This is a genomic window from Flagellimonas spongiicola (assembly GCF_023502425.1).
Taxonomy (GTDB): Bacteria; Bacteroidota; Bacteroidia; order Flavobacteriales; family Flavobacteriaceae; genus Flagellimonas; species Flagellimonas spongiicola.
The window spans coordinates 129,492-146,850 of record NZ_JAMFMA010000002.1 but is presented as its reverse complement, the minus strand read 5'-3'; the positions used below and the strand labels follow the sequence as shown (position 1 = coordinate 146,850).

Sequence of the window (17,359 nt, the reverse complement as noted above, 5' to 3'; positions counted from 1 at the left end):
GTTAGTTTTAAGTTAGTTTGTTTCTATGCCCAAGACCTGTTTACCGGGCTTGGGCATATTTTCTTCAACTCGTCGTATGTCAAAAAAAGTTAAGTTAGGTTTGGATGTCTTGGTTAAAGACAGCAAATTGCAAGAGGATTTTAAAGGAAATGTAGCCTTATTGTGTCATAATGCTTCCGTAGATGGAGATTTAGTGCATGCAACCTATCGTTTCAAGGAAATGTTTGGGGCTAGATTTATAAAACTGTTCGGTCCACAACATGGATTTTCCACTGATGTTCAGGACAACATGATTGAAACGGACCACTCGATACACCCTTATTTTAAGGTTCCCGTATACTCACTCTATTCGGAAACACGCATACCAACGGATGAAATGCTTGAAGGTATCGATCATTTATTTGTAGATATGCAGGATGTTGGTTGTCGTATGTATACCTATATCTATACATTGACACTTCTATTGGAAAAATGTGCCACGCAAAACATTGAAGTTATAATTCTAGACCGTCCAAATCCGTTAAATGGCGTTGATTTGGAGGGGAATATTTTGGATATGGAATTCGCTTCATTCATTGGACTGCATCCCATACCTGTGAGGCATGCATTGACCATAGGCGAAGTGGCGGTCATGCATCAAAAATATTGGGCTAAAGCTTCGGCCAATTTCAGGGTTGTACAGATGAAGGGTTGGGAGCGGGATATGTATTATGAAGATACAGGTTTACCATGGTTGTTACCATCACCCAATTTACCTCGGGCGGAAAGTGCGTTTACCTTTCCCGCAACTGTAATGTTTGAAGGAACTCAGTTAAGTGAAGGCAGAGGTACAACGCAATCCTTGGAAATAGTGGGTCATCCAAGTATTGAACCCTATGGATATTTTGACGAACATCTTTCGCAGGTGATGCATAATTCTGGACTTAAAGGTTTTGCTATACGACCAATTACATTTCTTCCTACCTTCCAAAAACAAGCCGATAAACCTTGTGGCGGATTTCAAATCCATGTAACTGACAAAAGCACATTTACACCTTGGAAAGTTGGTCAATTGCTGATGCGAGAACTATACCATCATTTGGGTGAAGAGTTTCTGTGGAAGGAGCCACCCTATGAATATGATTATGACAACATGCCAATTGATATCATCAACGGCTCGGATTCACTACGGAAATGGGTAGAGAATAATGGTGAACTCGATGCACTTATTGAGATGGAGCAATTAGGGTCATATCAAGAAATGCTGCATTCCATAAAACTATATTGATATATCTAAGCTGGTAAAGTGAGTCCAATTTTGGTGTTTTCGGTAATAGCATTCTATTTTGTGCTATTGATGGTTATTTCCTATTTCACTTCCCGAAATAGGAGTGACGATTCCTTTTTTACGGGTGATCGCCAATCTCCTTGGTATTTGGTGGCCTTTGGGATGATTGGAGCAGGACTTTCTGGAGTTACATTCGTTTCCGTGCCAGGAATGGTGGGTAACAACTATCTGTATTTTTATCAGTTTATCTTGGGAAATGTGGTGGGTTATCTTTTCATCACTTTTGTATTGATACCCCTCTATTATCGATTACAGCTTGTCTCCATTTATGGATATCTAAAATCCAGATTTGGTACGAGTTCGTATCGCACAGGTTCTCTGTTTTTTTTAGTTTCACAGTCATTTGGCGCAGCGCTTCGGTTGCTTTTAGCAGCTAAGATTTTGCAATTTGCCTTTTTCGATACCATGGGCATTCCATTTTTTGCGACGGTCATCATTATTTTGATATTGGTTTGGTTGTATACCTATAAATCTGGAATTAAGACCATAGTGTGGACGGATACCATGCAAACCACATTTTTGATTCTTGGGGCTGTATTGACTATTGTGGCCATAATGCAATCATTTGATTTCACTATTACGGAGGCTTATCATGAAGTAACACATCACAAGTATTTTGAAGTGTTCAATTGGGATGGAAAATCAAGTAATAATTTCTATAAACAATTTATCGCGGGAATTTTGATAGCGATTGCCATGATGGGTTTGGATCAAAACATGATGCAAAAGACCTTGACCTGTAAAAATCAGTGGGATGCACAAAAGAATACGCTGACCTATAGCCTGATACTGGCTTTGACGCAGTTTTTGTTTTTGGGATTGGGGATTTTACTCTATCTCTATGCTGAAGAAAAAGGAGTAAAACTCTCTATCGGCGCGGAGGGTCAATTCTTGGATACGGATACACTTTTTCCAAACCTGGCATTGAACCATTTGGGTATTTGGGCAGGGATAAGTTTTCTTTTGGGAATTATTGCAGCTTCCTTTTCTAGTGTTGATTCGGCATTAACAGCATTAACTACATCTTTCACTTATGATTTTCTAGACATTTCCGAAAAAAGCAGCGAGGAGAAACGCAAATTGAAAAATCGAGTGTTGTTTGGTTTTTCCTTAGTGCTGTTTGTGATCATTATGATATTTTCAGGAAGTCGCGGGGATGTTATTTCCTTGATTTTCAATGTTGCCGGATACACTTACGGACCCTTGTTGGGACTTTATTTATTTGGAATGTTCAGTAAGATTTCGATTAAGGATAAATGGGTTCCATTGGTTTGTGTACTTGCCCCTTTGTGTACTTTCGGTGTTGGCACTTTTTTGAATAGGACACTAGATTTTGATTTTGGGTTTTTCAGTATCGCGGTAAACGCCTTGTTGACTGTAATTGGTTTGCTAATTCTTAAAAAAAATGAACATGGATAATCCCACGACAGAACGATCGTCAAATTATGACGATTTGGAAAAAATGAGCACTGAGGAGCTTCTTTCAGCGATTAATCAAGAAGATAAAACCGTACCACATGTTCTGAATAAGGCTATTCCTGCAATTCAACAATTTGTGGAAAGTGCAGTTGACAGAATGAAAAATGGTGGACGACTGTTTTATATCGGTGCAGGCACTAGTGGGCGCCTGGGAGTCTTGGATGCCTCAGAATGTCCTCCAACCTATGGAGTATCGGAAAATTGGGTGATTGGTTTGATTGCAGGAGGGGACGTCGCGTTACGGAAAGCTGTGGAAAATGCTGAAGATGATTTGGATCAAGCATGGATGGATTTACGGACCTATAAAATAAACAAGCAAGATACCCTTCTTGGGATTGCAGCTTCAGGAACAACACCCTATGTTGTAGGGGGCTTAAAAAAGGCTCGAGAGAATGAAATTGTTACGGGCTGTGTAGTTTGTAACGAAGATTCGCCAATGTCCAAAGTATCCGATTTCCCAATAGAACTCGTGGTTGGGCCAGAATTTGTGACAGGAAGTACGCGTATGAAGGCGGGTACAGCTCAAAAGTTGGCCTTAAATATGATATCAACTTCGATTATGATCAAGTTGGGAAGGGTTAAAGGAAATAAAATGGTGGACATGCAACTTTCCAACGAAAAATTGACCAAAAGAGGTGTTAAAATGCTTATGGATGAGTTGGGAGTAGATGAGCAAAAGGCCGAAGAATTGCTAGCAAAATATAAAAATGTACGTGAAATTTTGGATAGATTCGGCAAAGATGAATAGACCGTAAAACATGGAATGTACTTTGCTTACAAGCGCACTTACTTCAATTTAACTTTTAAAATGTAGCTATCTGCTGTGATGAAAAGCATACTTTCATCGGTTGAAAATGCGCAATTTGAAGTGGCTTCTCCTGTCCTGATTTTTGCCATTGGTTTACCTTTAGGGTTAAATATCCATACTCCACCAGGGCCTGTCGCAAATAAGTTACCGGAGCTATGTATTTTAAATCCATCAGGAAGCCCTTGTTCACCTTTCATGCCTACTAGGCTGCTAGCATCATAGAAAATACGCTTATTGGCTATGCTGCCAGGCTTTTCAATATCAAATTGGTACCATACGGCGTGTTTCGGGTCAGATACTGCGACATAAAGCGTTTTTTCATCTTTTGAAAGGCCAATCCCGTTAGGTTTCGAAATTGTACTGTCAAGAAGCTTTATGTTTATTCCATGCTCCACAAAATAGACACCTTGGAAACTTAACTCCTTTGAAGTGTCTTTTTCCATTCTTTCCAGGCCATATGGTGGGTCAGTGAAATACAGATTTCCAAGCGAGTCGAAAGTGCCATCATTGGGACTGTTTAGTTTTTTGCCTTGGTAATCGCCCACAATTGTTGTGAAATTTGAGGAAGGCTGATCTATGTTTGAGTTCATTCTGGCAACTCGCCGGTCACCATGTTGCATAAGGACCAATTTTTCCTCCTTATCCAAAAGCAAGGCATTTGAGCCAAGTTCTCCACCTCTTGGCTTGCTGCCGGTATACCCGGAAGGATTTAGGTACTCTTCAATGGAGCCATCTAGTCTCAATTTATTTATGATATTATTTGGGATATCTGAAAACAACAAGTACTGGCCTTTATTAATCCATAATGGACCTTCAGTCCAGTTATGTCCTTTACTTAGAATTTCAATTTTAGCATTTGGATTGATGACCTCCTTGATGTTGTCATCATAAATATCAATTGATGCGCCCGGTTTAGAGCTACTACTTTCATTTTTCATACAGGATGATATTAATGACAATACGATGCAAATGGATATTAAAGATCTCATGATTTTGGAAAAGTATCAATTTAAAATTAAGGATGTCAAATAAATCAGCCCCATTGCAGTTAAACCAAAAATTAATGTTCCCACGGTTTGAATTTGATTTCCTTGACGAATGTTCATGCCGGTTAATTGCGTGAACACCCAAAAGAAACTGTCATTGGCGTGAGATACAACCGCGGATCCTGCACCAATTGCCAATACGGTAAGTGTTTTCATAAATGAATCATCCAGACCTAAGGCAGGTAATATGGGAGCAACTATGGAGGCTGTTGTAATCAGCGCAACTGTAGATGAACCTTGTGTGGTCTTAAGGCAGGCAGCAAGTAAAAACGGAAAGAAAAGTCCAATATTGATTCCGTTAATATTTTCCGTAATTACTGTGGCCATGCCGGAATTTTGGAGCATTTTTCCAAATATTCCGCCTGCACCAGTAATCAACAGAATTGGTGCTGCAATTCTTAGGGCGTCACCAAGCCATCCTGATGCTGAGTATATTTTTTCATCTAATTTTTCCGGAAGGAACAAGGTTAATAGTACTCCGATGAATAATGCTATCATTGGAGTTCCTAAAAAGGCTATGAACGGATACAACACATTTTGCTGAAGATTAAATTCTGGGTAATCAAAAATTGATTTCAGAATAATCAGAACAATTGGGACGATAATTGATAATAAAGAATTCCAGAGTTTTGGCAAATGAGCTGGATTTTCAATGGTTTCCAGTCGATAGGGGACATTGATTTTAGCGGCGATTTTTGTGGCAAAAACGTAACAGGTGGTTAAGGATAACAAGCTTATTATTACGCCCCATAGAACAACATTGCCTAATTGTGCGTCCAATATGCCGGCGGCTGCAATTGGTCCTGGAGTTGGCGGTACCATCACATGGGTTGCGGTCAACCCCAATGCTAATGCTGCCGTTGTTCCGGCATAAGGTACTTTGGCTTTATGGGACAATGCTTTATTCAATGAATTCATCATTAAAAAAGCACTGTCTGCAAATACAGGAACGGAAAGTATGTAACCGGTAAGCATCATTGCCAGATGTATTGGTTTGTCGCCTATCTTTTTTAAAATGGAATTGGCGATTACTAAAGCTCCTCCCGATTTTTCCAGAATAGTCCCTATTACAACCCCAAAAAATATGATTAACCCTATTTTTCCCATTATGCCTCCAAAACCGTCATTGATGGATGAAATGATGAGATTGACATCCATACCGGTCATAAATCCATAACCAATGGCGGCCAATAATAGAACAAAAAATGGATGAATGTTGATTCGTACGATGCCTATAACAAGAAAGATCAAGGCGAGAATAAGAGATACAATATAGAGCATAAAACAAAGTCGGGATTACTATTTTAAATGGATAAGATTTCAATTGGAATAATTACCATTCAGCAAAACTTCCATCTGCATTTCGCCAAATTGGGTTGCGCCATTGATGTCCGATTTTTTGGGCGATTTTAAGTTCATCTTCATTAATTTCAACCCCTAAACCAGGAGCATTCAGTAAGGAAACATACCCATCTTTCAAATCAAAAATTTCAGGATTTTCCAAATAATCCAATAAATCATAACCCTGGTTGTAGTGGATGCCCAAACTACTTTCTTGAATAAAGGCATTGATGCATGTAAAGTCTACATGCAAGGCGGATGCCAATGAAATAGGGCCTAATGGACAGTGTGGAGCCAGTGCTATATCATAGGCTTCAGCCATAGAGGCAATTCTTCGTACTTCCGAAATACCTCCAGCATGACTCAAATCGGGCTGTATGATATCAACCACACCTTTGTGTAAGATGTTTTTAAAATCCCATCTAGAAAACATCCGTTCTCCCATAGCAATTGGTATTGGGCTATAGGAGTAAATATGGTCCAAGGCCTCATCATTTTCTGAGAGAATAGGTTCTTCAATAAACATGGGTCGATAAGGGGCAAGTTCATCAATAAGAGGTTTTACCATTCCCTTATGAACCCTACCATGGAAATCCAGACCTATATCAATGTTATCGCCAAATTCTTCTCTCAATAATTGGATGTTTTTTGCAACGCTTTTGATTTTCTTAATGGAATCAATCCATTCTAGTGCTCCAGTAGCATTCATTTTTACTGCTTTGTACCCTTCATTGACTTTGGCCTGTGCCTGCTCAATGACTACATCTGGGCTATCCCCGCCTATCCAGCAATACATTTTCATTTTTTCCCTAACTGCCCCACCCAATAACTCATGAACGGGAACGCCTAAAGATTTTCCTTTAATATCCCAAAGGGCTTGGTCAATTCCGGCTAAAGCACTCATTAATATAGATCCGCCACGATAGAATCCGCCGCGATACAATGTTTGCCAAATGTCTTCTATGGAATCCGCTTTGCGACCAATAAGATGTTGCGATAGTTCTTGTACGCAAGCGGCTACAGTGTCAGCCCTACCTTCCACAACAGGTTCGCCCCATCCTATGATACCGCCTTTAGTTACAATCTTCAGGAACAACCATCGAGGGGGTACTTTAAACAGTTCTATATTTTCAATTATCAATGCATCCATATGTCTTTGATATCGGGGTTTGTTTTATTAAGTGCTTTTATCGAATTACGTGTCCCGATAAATCACCTTCCATAATAACCTCTATTTCTTGCTCAGAACTGGTGTTGACATCACCAATAAGCGTGTGTTTGTATGCAAACGCAGCGGTTGCAAAATCTATTGATTTCTTCAGTGGCCACTCCCTGCCCAGGGCATGAAGGTATCCGGCTGCAAATGCATCACCAGTACCGAAGCGATCAACAACTTCCACTTGGTATGTGTTGGACCGAATAATATTGCCATTTCGATACCCGATACCACAAAGTTTATTTTGAGAAGCGGATTGGTGCTCCCTAATGGTGAACGCCATTTCGGCAATTCCGAAAACAGTACTCGCTTTTTCCATCGCCAACATGGTTTGATCTTCTTTGTTTTTTCCAGGAAAAGAATAGTCGTAAACATCCTTAAGCGCACCTGTATTGGCGAACAGGATATCTGTAGAAGAAATTATGTTGTCAAATATGGCCCTGGCTGATTTTCTATTGGGCCAAAGACTTCTCCTGAAGTTTAGGTCAAAACTGACTTTTACCCCCATGTCTTGAGCTGTTTTTGCCGCCAAGATTGTTTCTTCGGCACATTGTTTTGACAGTGCCGGTGTGATGCCTGATAAATGAAGCCATTTTTTGTTTGATAGGATTTTTGTCCAATCAAATTCGCCTGAAGCGATGGCACTTAAGGCAGAACCTGCTCTGTCGTATACCACTCTTGAGGGTCTAATTGACGAACCTATTTCTATGAAATAAGTGCCTATTCGATTTCCGCCGCGTAATGAGTTTTTTGTTGTTACACCATATTGTCTTAAACTGGCCAATGCAGCTTCACCCAATGGATTGTTGGGGAGTTTGGTGACAAATTCAACTTCATTGCCCAGGCAAGCTAAGGAAACGGCGATATTGGATTCTGCACCAGCATAGCCCACAGAAAATTGATTGGAAGACAATATTCTTTCGTTTTTATACGAAGGTGTTAGCCGCAACATGATTTCTCCAAAAGTGATGAAGCCCTTCATGACTTGGTAGTGTTTAAATAGTTTTCCCGGGTTACCATTATATGTTCACGCATATAGGTCTCCGCATTATGTGGCTGTTTAGCGATAACAGCATCCGTAATCTTTTGATGGTAGTAGAGCATTTTTTCCTTGGCCTCTTTAAGATCACCTGATATGGTTTTGGCAAAAACGTTGTGTTTGTACTTTGGGGTAAGATTGAATATAGGATCAATCAACAAACTTATTACAAGATTGTCCACACAATTAAGAAGAATTCTATGAAATTGATTGTCAAGTTCCGCTTCCTTTACTTTGTTATCAAGTGCGCATAAATGCATTTGCTCCATATTTTTCTTTAACTCTGCAATATGCTTGTCGTTTCTGATATTGGCAGATTGAGCTGCGATAATCGGCTCGATCATTGCCCTAGAATCTATTGTATGTATAATGATATCTTGATTGGATGAAAGTCCAAAAAACAGATTCAGTGTTTCTGCAGCGTTTTGAATACTCATTTCCGAAACATATACTCCGCTGCCCTTTCTTACATCAACAATGCCCTTTGCGTTTAACCCTTTTACAGCTTCTCTTACCACAGTTCTGCTTACATTGAAAATAGAGCACAATTCATTTTCTGTGGGGATTTTCTCTAGAGGTCTATATTTTCCTTTTTGAATGGCTTTAGTTAATTCGGCTTCAACTAAACCACTTAATGATTTTCGTTTTGCGATAGGTTCAAACATCGTATATTATTTATGTGATGTAATACATCATACAAATATATGATTAAATGAGAACTTAAAAACCACTGGGCTTTATAATCCATCAGGATGTAGTCATCGAAGTTTTTGGTTAGGAAAATGCCTATAAAAGTCGAAAGCTTTTTTTAAGTGGGATTAAGAAAGGGTTACCTTTTTATAAATAGACGAATTAAATATTAAGATTATGTTTCTTTATTTTTGGAATTCTATATATTTGAAAATCCGAAAATTAGGAGATTCTTTCCCCCGAAGAACATTATTTATTAACGTAACACCCCACGAATGAAAACAAAAATTACTCTTTTTGTTGCATTTTTTGCTATTGCCCTAACTCAACAGGGTTTTGCACAATGTAACGGTGCTGATTTCGAAGAAGTAAACGGGATTGCCGTCTACGAAATGGAATCAGGCGCAACTCCAAGCAGTTGGAATGTTGAGACCAGTACTTCTGGTTATACCGGTAGCGGTTTTATTACTTGGCGCGGACCTAGTTATTTCAATTCACCAGGTAACGGAACAATATCCTATCGAATTCGAATCAATAATCCCGGTACTTATCGATTTATATGGCGGAGTAGATCGGGTAAAGGAACCAATTTTACAGAGCATAATGACACATGGTTGAAGTTTCCTGATGCCAATGATTTCTTTGGTAGACGGGGCAGTAGTACCATCTATCCGGTAGGTTCTGGGAAAACCCCAAATCCAAACGGATCAAGTTCTGGAGGATGGTTCAAAGTTTATGTGAGTTCTTCCAATTGGAGTTGGCAAGCAACCACAAGTGACAATGACGGTCATCCAATTTATGCTCAATTTAATTCTGCAGGAGTTTACACCATTCAAATATCGGCGAGATCAGACGCGCACTTCATAGACAGAATGGTTATTTATAATGAGAGTCAGTATTCACTTCAACAAGCAGCTGACATATCGAGAGCGCAAACAAATTGCAATGGTGGTACGCCACCGCCACCGCCACCCCCGCCACCATCTGATGATGACGGCGAAAATACCGCTCCTACCGTGAATATCACAAACCCAACAAACGGTCAAAACTTCAACGTAGGGAGCAACATATCTATAGGTTTAAATGCAAATGATTCTGATGGTTCTATTGTAAGTCATCAAATTTATGTAAACGGCACTCTTGCCGATACTGATGGCGGAGGTTATACGCCACATATAATATCAAGTGCAAGTGCTGGGAATTATACCGTTAGGGCAGTGGTAAGGGATAATGATGGGGCTACTTCAGAAAACACAGTGCAATTCTCCGTAGGCAGTAATAACCCGCCGCCGCCGGATGACCCTACCCCTCCAGATGATCCCACCCCACCTGACAATGGCGGAAACAATCCTCCTACCGTAAGTATTACCAGTCCTAATAATGGTCAAAATTTCAATCCAGGTAGTACTGTAACTGTAAACTTGAGTACGGGCGACTCTGATGGTAGTGTTGTGTTTCATCAAATTTTTGTGAATGGTAACTTGGTCGATACTGACGGTTCTAATTTTACACCACACCGAATCGTAAATGCAACGGCCGGAAATTATACGGTTAGAGCGCTGGTAAGAGATAATGATGGTGCAAGTTCCGAAACAACTATTCAATTCTCTGTAGGAAGTAATAACCCGCCACCCCCGGATGATCCTACCCCACCAGATAATCCTACTCCTCCTGACAATGGCGGAAACGGAATACCAACAGTAACCATTACAAGCCCAACCAATGGCCAAAATTTCAATCCCGGCAGTATTGTACCTGTTGCTTTGAATACAAGTGATTCAGACGGAAGCGTTGTTTTCCATCAAATTTTTGTTAATGGTATTTTAGTTGATACCGATGGTGCCAATTTCACCCCACATTATATAAATAATGTCGCAGCTGGAAATTATACGATAAGGGCATTTGTAAGAGATAATGATGGGAACTCCGCCGAAACTACAACTCAGTTTTCTGTTGGGGGAAGTAATCCACCACCACCTCCGCCAAGTAATGGGGATAATGAACCACCAACGGTTAGCATAACCAGTCCGTCAAATGGTCAGAGTTTTAGTCCTGGTAGTACTGTTACAGTTGCCCTAAATGCTAACGATGCGGATGGAACTGTGGTATTTCACCAGATTTTTGTTAATGGAACATTGGTGGATACGGATGGTGCCAATTTCACGCCGCATTATATTAATAATGTAAGTGCAGGTAATTATACCGTTAGGGCATTTGTTAGGGATAATGATGGGGCTTCGTCGGAAACTACAGTGCAATTTTCAGTTTCTAATGCTGCTTCCTCAATTCAAAAGGCTATTGCATTTCCAAATCCGGTGGTAAACTCTACCGTTACGGTCAAAGTAGCAGAAAGTGTATCAAGTCCTGTGGCATATACTGTTAATAATTCGTCAGGAGTTGAAATCTCCAAGGGCACAATTCTGCAAAGTGAAATCAACAATGCCAAAGGAAATCTAGACATTGATTTACCATCAGGCACAGCTCCAGGTATTTATTATGTCGTGCTGCAAACTTTGAATGGTAAGAAAACGATACCTATAATTAAAAAATAGGATGTAAGTAATTGTATTGAAAAACCTCCCGTAATCAGGGAGGTTTTTTTGTGCTTAGAATTAACTAGATATTGAATTATAAAAAATACAGCAGAAGGAATAAGAGTTCAGCATTTTATAATTTGATTGTCGAGTCCCTGACAATTAGGCTGGTTTTGACTATCCGCAAAGTTTCAACAAGCTCTTCAAATCCAAGACAGGGGTGACCCCGTCTAAATTCCGAGAGCTGAATCGATCATTAATTCAAATGATTTTTTAGGATTTGCCAACGCAAGGCCAAGAAATTACGAAACCCTTTTCGAAACTTTTTTGCGAACTGAAATAAATCATAAAACATTAATAATCAGAAGTATAACACTGATTGTTGATCTTGGTGTCCAAATGGTTTAGCCGAAACCAATTCAAATATTATCCCGCGAATAGTCTTTTTTCCGCTCATTTTTTATTTTGTAAGCTATTGTTCAGCTAGGAGCTGGTAGAACATTCTTTTTATTAGTCCGAACAATTCTTCAAAAGCGTAGTATGGAATCAATTTTAGAGACGGTAGACTGGTGGGTACTTGGTGCTTACTTGCTGGCGTTGATAGCAGTGGCCATTTGGGTGGTTTTGCAAAAAAACAAAAACACAGAAGACTATTTTCTTGCAGGAAGAAACGTTGGCTGGTTCTTGATAGGAGCTTCAATTTTTGCATCAAATATTGGTTCAGAGCATGTTGTAGGTTTAGCCGGAACAGGTGCAGAGTCTGGAATGCCTATGGCGCATTACGAGCTACATGCATGGATTGTACTGCTTTTAGGCTGGTTGTTTTTGCCCTTTTATTTTAGAAGTGGCGCTTTTACTATGCCAGAATTCTTAGAGAAAAGGTTTGATGCTAGGTCACGCTGGTTTCTTTCGGTTTTTTCGTTGGTAGGTTATGTGATTACTAAGGTATCTGTAACGATTTATGCTGGTGGTATTGTGGTTTCCGAACTTTTAGGAATACCATTTTGGTACGGTGCTATTGGCATTGTAATTTTTACAGGTGCATATACCATCATTGGGGGCATGAAAGCTGTAATATACACAGAAACCTTGCAAACTGTAATTCTGATTGCTGGTTCGGTTATAATCACCTATTTAGGTCTTCAAGCAGTTGGCGGATGGGAAGAGTTAAGGAGTATTGCCGGAAGTCAGCATTTCAATATGTGGCGCCCTATATCCGACCCGGATTTTCCCTGGACCGGGATGCTGATTGGAGGAACAATAGTTGGAGTTTGGTACTGGTGTACAGACCAATATATAGTACAACGAACCCTTGCTGCAAATAATATAAAAATTGGGCGCCGGGGAGCTATTTTTGGTGCTTATCTGAAATTGCTTCCAATCTTCATTTTTTTAATTCCAGGAATTATCGCATTTGCATTGGCCCAACAGGGTGTGTTAAGTTACGATAAGAGTGATGAGGTGTTTCCTGTCTTAATAAAAACCTTATTACCAGTGGGATTAAAAGGTCTAGTGGCTGGTGGACTTATGGCAGCATTAATGAGTTCATTAGCTTCAGTTTTCAATTCTTGTTCCACCATATTTACAATTGATATTTATAAAAAATTGAGACCCAATACCAACGAGAAAAAACTATTGAGAATTGGAAAGATTGCAACATCCATAGTAGTTGTTCTTGGAATAATCTGGATTCCAATAATGGACAAAATAGGGGGTGGCGTACTTTATCAATACCTACAGAGCGTACAATCTTACATAGCACCTCCAATTACGGCAGTTTTCTTATTGGGAATACTTTGGAAAAGAGTCAACTCAATTGCGGCCATCGTGACTTTGATTTCAGGCCTTGGATTTGCTGCCTTGCGAATATTGGCGGAAATATATCAGTCTGAGCTCACGGGCTTTATGTTGTCGTTTGCTACCGTTAATTTTGCTCATATGGCCATCTTCATGTTCATCGCATCAGTAATGATATGCATTAGTGTTAGTTTACTGACCAATCCCCCAAATTATACAGCAATTACAGGATTGTCTTTTGGTACTTTGACTGATAGTGATAGCGCTCAGAATAAGGAAAGTGCTACTACTTTGGATATTATCCTATCTGTCTTATTACTCGTAATTGTGGTTATTGTTTTAACCTATTTTACAGGTTAGGTGGAGTTACATAAGGAACTTGGATTCCAAATTAATCAGTCCATTTTTTGTGTAGATTACCGAAGTTTCCTTGAATTCTCAATGGGATGAAGACAACCTTTCACTATAGCCATTCACTACAAAAACAAATTCTCTAATCATTAGATATTGTTGTACTTTTAAGAACAACCAAAAAACAATAAAAACTGGAATTTATGAACAAGTTACGTTACGGCCAATCCATCGTTTTGATCCTTTTCATTATGCTGGCAGCTTGCAAGGAAAAGACTGCACCTGTTGAAGCAAAAACCGAAGAGGAACTGCTGGTCGAAAAAGCATTGGAAATCCATAAACGAATACTTACTTTGGATACCCACGCAGATACACCTTTGCGCATGATCGAACCTGGATTTGATATGGCGGAGCGCCATGATCCAAATGAAACAGGTTCTAAGGTTGATTATCCTAGGATGAAAGAAGGTGATCTTGATGCCATCTTTTTTGCTGCTTTTGTTGCACAAGACATACGGGATGATGATGGTAACACCAGAGCTAAGGCATTATGCCTTCAAATGATCGATTCCGTTGTAGCTTCTACTGAGCGTAATTCGGATATTGTTGGCTTGGCATTGGATCCTGATGATGCGTATGAATTGGAAAAGGAAGGCAAAAGAGCTATATATATTGGTATTGAAAATGGTTATCCAATTGGTAAGGATGTGTCCAATGTGTCCCTTTACTATGACAAAGGTGTACGTTACATCACGCTTGTTCATTCATCCAATAATGATTTGGCAGATTCTGCCACAGATCCCAATGGACCCGAACATGGAGGTATTAGCGAATTTGGCAATAAAGTAGTTGACGAAATGAATCGTTTAGGGATAATGGTAGATGTTTCACATGGAAATGATAGTGTGTTTTATGATGCCATCAAAATGTCCAAAGCACCTATCATTGCAAGTCACTCTAATGCTAGAAGTGTTACCAAGCATGATAGGAATATGACCGATGAAATGTTGAAACTAATGGCTGATAACGGTGGCGTAGTCCAGCTGACTATGTTGGCCGATTACCTAAGGGAAGCACCGCCAAATGCTGAACGCGATTCTGCTATGGCTGCATTGAGAGCTGGTATGAAGCCTATCAGTGAAATGACAAAGGAAGAACGTACTGAGCTTAGAAAAACATTTCAAGAGCTAAACGAAAAGTACCCTGCTCCTCCTGCAACAGTAACCCATGTTGCCGATCATATTGATCATATTGTGAAAATTGCCGGTATTGACCATGTGGGAATCGGATGTGATTTTGATGGTGGTGGCGGAATAGAAGGCGTGTTTGACGCTAGTGAAGTCATGAACATTACTATTGAATTGGTGAAAAGAGGTTATACGGAAGAAGAAGTTGCCAAAATTTGGGGAGGCAATTTAATTCGTGTATTCAAAGAAGTACAAAAAGTGGCTTCGGATCTCCAATCCGACCAATCTTAAAAGGAAAGCTGAAGGGGAGTGATACGATTGTTTTTTGTCCTGATTGCACTGGGCATTGCCAAACCGGTAATTGCCCATCCGCTTAGGTTGTCCCTTTGCGAAATTGAGTACCATTCAAATAAAAAACTGCTTTCGATAAACTTAAAACTTTTCTTGACGGATGTAAACGAGGCTATTGTTTTTGATCCTTATAGCAAAGAGCTGGCTTTTTGTCAACCAAATGAATCTGCCAATGCCGATCAATTACTTTTAGAATACTTGAATCGGTTTTTTCATGTAAAGATCAATGGTAAATTGGTTGATTTGAAGGTGAAACGCAAGAAGTTGAGCGGGGAGGGGGATAATACGGCATTGTGGGTGTATTTTGAATACCGCCAAGATGCACCTTTGTCTACCATGGAGATAAAAAATGCGGTTTTCACTGATCTTTTCTTTGATCAAAACAATATTGTATACGTACATGTCAATGGCGAATCCAAGAGCTTAATGCTAAATAAGAAAACAGCCGTTCACCAGTTGAAATATTAAAATGCACCCATTCGATTTTTATTTAAAATTAGGATTCGAGCACATATCCAATCTTGCCGGATATGATCATATTCTATTTTTAGTGGTTTTATGTGCGGTTTACCGGGCACAACAATGGAGAAATATTTTGATATTGGTTACGGCGTTTACCATCGGACATAGCGTGACTTTGGCTTTGGTCTCTTTGGAGATTATTTCCATTCCTTCCAACATCATTAAGTTTTTGATTCCCACTACAATTTTTATAACAGCTTTGCACAATGTAATAGGTTCCAATGTGGGGAATTTATCAGTCAGTATGAAACGCAACTATGCAATGGCTTTGTTCTTTGGCTTCATTCATGGCATGGATTTTTCCAACTATTTCAAGGCCTTGCTTATGGACCCCTCGGATGTATTGATTCCTCTTTTAGGATTCAACATAGGCATAGAACTGGGGCAATTACTCGTAGTGGCGGTCATTGTAGGTATCTCCTTTCTTTTTCTGGATATTATCAAAGCCAAGCACCGCGATTGGAATGTTTTCATTTCTGGGGCGGCAGCAGGTATGGCTTTGATTTCAATGTTGGAAAACAAGTTTTGGTAATATCGGGATTCTAATCGCTTCTGATTAAAGTAGGAGTAGGGACTTTTTTAAAGCATTTTATATTCAGAACTCAAAATTCCTGGATTAAGCTAAGTTTATGATTTAATAATTTTTGCTCTAACCATTAGAATTTATATTTGAGCATATAACTACATGCCCATGCGCAAACTTTTTTATTTATGCTTCGTCTTAGTGTTATGCAGTCATGACCTGTATATGAAAATGGACTCTTATTTCTTGAAGCCAAATCAAGAAGCGACTTTGAGTTTATACAATGGGACCTTTGAAAAGAGTGAAAATATCATTACCCGGGATCGCATGTTGGATGCCTCCTTAGTTGCACACGGGAAAAGGACAACAATTAGCCCTGAACGATGGAATGATCAGGATAGTACCATTACGCAACTACCGATAAAAGCCGGTAAACCCGGAACGTATGTAGCTGGAGTATCCACAATGCCACGAAACATAGAGCTTAGCGCTGAGGATTTCAATTCTTACTTGGAGCATGATGGTGTATTGGATATGCTGGAACAAAGAACTAAAGACAGTGTTTTAGATCAAGATGCAGTTGAGAGTTATGAAAAACATGTAAAGGCTATTTATCAGGTAGGGGATGTTAAGACCAACGATTGGAGTATGCCATTGAATTATCCCATCGAGTTTGTTCCGATTACGAATCCTTATGAAAAATATAGTGGAGGCAATCTTGAGGTTCAGTTGTTGCTCGAAGGCAAACCGCTGTCCAATCAACTTGTATATGCCGATTATGTAGGTAAGGACCATCACACACATGGTGATGGCGGGCACGAGCATTCCCATGGTTCGGACACTGAATCCCATACCCACACAAGTGGTCAAAAATTGCGAACCAATGATCAAGGCATTTTTACTGTTGAGCTCCCAGCTGAAGGCATTTATTATATGCGAACCATTTATATGACAACTATTCCGGATAGCGAGGAGTTAACACACCGATCAAAATGGGCCACCTTGTCATTTGAAGTAAGTCATGAGCATGGGGAACATACCCATACCCATGATCATAATGATGAAGGTATTCCAACTTGGCTATTTGTTGTTGGAAGTTTTGTGCTTATTGGGTTGTTGTTCCTGGTTTTTAAGAAAAAGAGCTAACA

General features: G+C 39.7%; 14 protein-coding genes. 9 read left to right on the top strand and 5 right to left on the bottom strand.

Annotated features, from left to right (window positions below; genetic code table 11):
- The first annotated feature begins 76 nt into the window (after positions 1-76).
- From M3P19_RS06975 to murQ, 3 genes are read left to right on the top strand one after another with little or no spacing between them, the layout of a single operon-like run.
- Positions 77-1,267 carry an exo-beta-N-acetylmuramidase NamZ family protein gene (locus tag M3P19_RS06975; protein WP_249656934.1) on the top strand — a complete coding sequence of 397 codons (1,191 nt, stop codon included), beginning with the start codon at positions 77-79 and terminating at the stop codon, positions 1,265-1,267.
- 18 nt (positions 1,268-1,285) lie between these two features.
- Positions 1,286-2,746, top strand: a complete 1,461-nt coding sequence (locus M3P19_RS06970; protein ID WP_249656933.1) for a sodium:solute symporter — start codon at positions 1,286-1,288, stop codon at positions 2,744-2,746.
- Positions 2,733-3,554 carry an N-acetylmuramic acid 6-phosphate etherase gene (gene murQ, locus M3P19_RS06965; RefSeq protein WP_249656932.1) on the top strand — a complete coding sequence of 274 codons (822 nt, stop codon included), beginning with the start codon at positions 2,733-2,735 and terminating at the stop codon, positions 3,552-3,554. Before M3P19_RS06970 ends, murQ begins: the two co-directional genes overlap by 14 nt.
- 38 nt (positions 3,555-3,592) lie before the next feature.
- Here the strand turns inward: murQ and M3P19_RS06960 are convergent, their stop codons facing one another.
- From M3P19_RS06960 to M3P19_RS06940, 5 genes are all read right to left on the bottom strand, one after another.
- Positions 3,593-4,552: an SMP-30/gluconolactonase/LRE family protein gene (locus M3P19_RS06960; RefSeq protein ID WP_249656931.1), complete on the bottom strand. Its 960-nt coding sequence runs from the start codon at positions 4,550-4,552 to the stop codon at positions 3,593-3,595.
- Positions 4,553-4,618: 66 nt separating this feature from the next.
- Positions 4,619-5,941, bottom strand: a complete 1,323-nt coding sequence (locus M3P19_RS06955; RefSeq protein ID WP_249656930.1) for a GntP family permease — start codon at positions 5,939-5,941, stop codon at positions 4,619-4,621.
- 52 nt (positions 5,942-5,993) lie between these two features.
- Complete coding sequence (gene dgoD, locus M3P19_RS06950; protein WP_249656929.1) at positions 5,994-7,151, bottom strand: galactonate dehydratase; 1,158 nt, start codon at positions 7,149-7,151, stop codon at positions 5,994-5,996.
- A 37-nt stretch (positions 7,152-7,188) separates the two neighbouring features.
- The gene (locus tag M3P19_RS06945; protein WP_249656928.1) at positions 7,189-8,199 is read right to left on the bottom strand and encodes a sugar kinase; all 1,011 of its coding nucleotides are present in this window, start codon (positions 8,197-8,199) and stop codon (positions 7,189-7,191) included.
- Entirely contained in the window at positions 8,196-8,921 is a 726-nt protein-coding gene (locus M3P19_RS06940) for a FadR/GntR family transcriptional regulator (RefSeq protein ID WP_249656927.1), read from the bottom strand. Before M3P19_RS06940 ends, M3P19_RS06945 begins: the two co-directional genes overlap by 4 nt.
- Positions 8,922-9,221: 300 nt before the next feature.
- Between M3P19_RS06940 and M3P19_RS06935 the strand changes: the two genes are divergently transcribed.
- The 6 genes from M3P19_RS06935 (at position 9,222) to M3P19_RS06910 (ending at position 17,357) form a co-directional block, all read left to right on the top strand.
- On the top strand, positions 9,222-11,498 hold the full coding sequence (locus M3P19_RS06935) for an Ig-like domain-containing protein (RefSeq protein ID WP_249656926.1): 2,277 nt from the start codon (positions 9,222-9,224) through the stop codon (positions 11,496-11,498).
- Between the two features lie 522 nt (positions 11,499-12,020).
- Complete coding sequence (locus M3P19_RS06930) at positions 12,021-13,637, top strand: sodium:solute symporter (protein WP_249656925.1); 1,617 nt, start codon at positions 12,021-12,023, stop codon at positions 13,635-13,637.
- A gap of 194 nt (positions 13,638-13,831) precedes the next feature.
- The gene (locus tag M3P19_RS06925; RefSeq protein ID WP_249656924.1) at positions 13,832-15,106 is read left to right on the top strand and encodes a dipeptidase; all 1,275 of its coding nucleotides are present in this window, start codon (positions 13,832-13,834) and stop codon (positions 15,104-15,106) included.
- Between the two features lie 18 nt (positions 15,107-15,124).
- Positions 15,125-15,634 (top strand): DUF6702 family protein, encoded by a 510-nt coding sequence (locus M3P19_RS06920; RefSeq protein WP_249656923.1) that lies wholly within the window; start codon positions 15,125-15,127, stop codon positions 15,632-15,634.
- A 1-nt stretch (position 15,635) separates the two neighbouring features.
- Positions 15,636-16,220: a HupE/UreJ family protein gene (locus M3P19_RS06915; protein WP_249656922.1), complete on the top strand. Its 585-nt coding sequence runs from the start codon at positions 15,636-15,638 to the stop codon at positions 16,218-16,220.
- 159 nt (positions 16,221-16,379) lie between these two features.
- Positions 16,380-17,357: a DUF4198 domain-containing protein gene (locus M3P19_RS06910; RefSeq protein WP_249656921.1), complete on the top strand. Its 978-nt coding sequence runs from the start codon at positions 16,380-16,382 to the stop codon at positions 17,355-17,357.
- Positions 17,358-17,359 lie beyond the last annotated feature (2 nt).